Annotated in this window: 2 protein-coding genes; both read right to left on the bottom strand. The window is 66.6% G+C overall.

Going from position 1 to position 1,716, the window contains the following annotated elements:
- Positions 1-609, bottom strand: a 609-nt coding sequence (locus tag FFT21_RS28355; RefSeq protein ID WP_225978846.1) for a hypothetical protein, incomplete at its 3' end; no start/stop codon positions are given.
- A 232-nt stretch (positions 610-841) separates the two neighbouring features.
- Positions 842-1,591: an IS701 family transposase gene (locus FFT21_RS28350; RefSeq protein ID WP_225978847.1), complete on the bottom strand. Its 750-nt coding sequence runs from the start codon at positions 1,589-1,591 to the stop codon at positions 842-844.
- Positions 1,592-1,716: the final 125 nt, after the last annotated feature.

The raw sequence follows: 1,716 nt of genomic DNA, 5'->3' as shown, positions 1-1,716 counted from the left end.
GGCTTGGCGTTTCGCCCACTCATGCCCGTTGATCCAAATCTTGGCCGGATACGGAAAGTACGTGCAGACCTTGATAAACGCCGGACCGAAGTCGATGTCCCACAGGTAGAAGTAGTAGACACTCACCCGCCGGTCGGCTTTGGTGAACCACCACTGCGGCGCACCGGTGGAGGTCTGGCGTTCGTAGGCGGTCCACACCCGCTGGAACTGCTGGGCCACCCCGATCGCGGCGACCCCTGAGCAGCCGGTGGCGGCCTGACGGTCCAGGTACGGGCGCATCACCTCGAGCTTGCTGCCGACGTCGTTCTTGCCGAAACGCACCCAGGGGATGTCATTGGCCTCGGCATAGGAGGCCACCGCCCGACGGAACCGGTCACCGAGCTGCCTGAACAGTGCTGGTGACGGGAACGGGTACCCCAGATGATCCGACAGGAACGCCACCACCTGGGCGGAGGTCTGCAGCTTCGGGACGTAGGCGTTGAGATAGATCCGATCCAGGCACTGGATGTCCAAGGCCACATGACCATCGAGGACGTCGTTGACCGTCACCGCATGCGCACCCATGACCGCCTCCGCCTGGCCGGCTACGGATGCGAGGATGCGCCCCACCGCACCGAAAACACCAGCTCAACCACCCTCACTGGGCGGTCCGAGGCGAAGCCTCACTGGTACGACAGCCGCAGGGTGTGATGCTTGAGGCGTTGTCGCTGGTAATGGCTTTGACGGGCTCGGGTTTGGTGGCGTCGTCGCCATCGTGACCAGTGCTCGGTGTGCGGCCGGGGGTGGGTCGGGCGGGTCAGGATGGCCCATTGGCGTCGGATTTCGTTGCAGGACAAGGGAATCAGACGCTCGGTGCCGTCGCTGGTGCCCCTTTTTGGTCGTGGGTGCGCTGCTGGTGGGCGGTGACGGCGAGGAATGCCGCGGCGAGCATGGACAGGGTGATGTGCCGGTACCAGGCGTGATAGTGGCGGACCTGGTAGTGGTCCAGGCCGGTCTCGTTCTTGGCGAACTGGAAGGTTTCCTCGATGCCCCAGCGACTTCCGGCGACGCGGACCAGCTCGGCCAGAGGCACCGGCTGGTTGCTGCGGCAGATGTAGTAGGCCAGCTCGTCGGGCTTGGAGATCGAGCGGCGCACCAGCAGCAGGTGAGCACCGGTGCCGGGCTGGATGAGCAGCCAGTCATACAGCCGGTGGCCCTTGCTGCCCCGGCCAGCCGACAGCCGCTGCCAGCCCCGCTGGGGTGCGCACGCGGCCAGCTCGTCGGCCCGCTTCGGCCCGGTGGGCGTGGCAAACGGGGTGTGGCAGGAGACCGCCATCACGTAGTTGATCTGCTGGGTGTCCAGCCAGGTGCGCAGGCCGGGGTTGTCCCCGTAGACCTCATCCGCGGTGAACCAGGACAGCGCGGACCGGCCGTGGGTGGACACCAGCCGCTCCAGCATGTGTTGCGCCAGCTGCGGCTTGGTGGCGAACTCCACGTCCTCGCCGATCCCGGCTGCGGCACACCGGCCCCGGTCGTCGGTCCAGCAGCGCGGCAGGTACAGCTCCCGGTCGATCAACGCCCGCCCCCGTGGTGAGACGTAGGCGAGGAACACCCCACGGCCCCGGCAAAGTCGCACTTCAGCTGATCAGTAGCAGGTTGATGGGGCGGAGTGGGTCCCAGGCCTGATGTCGGAGGGCTTGGGCGATGTTGGTGGCGCCGTTGAGGCGTAGCACGCTG

The organism is Gandjariella thermophila (assembly GCF_005405885.1).
Taxonomy (GTDB): domain Bacteria; phylum Actinomycetota; class Actinomycetes; order Mycobacteriales; family Pseudonocardiaceae; genus Gandjariella; species Gandjariella thermophila.
This window is presented reverse-complemented; position numbering and strand designations above follow the sequence as displayed.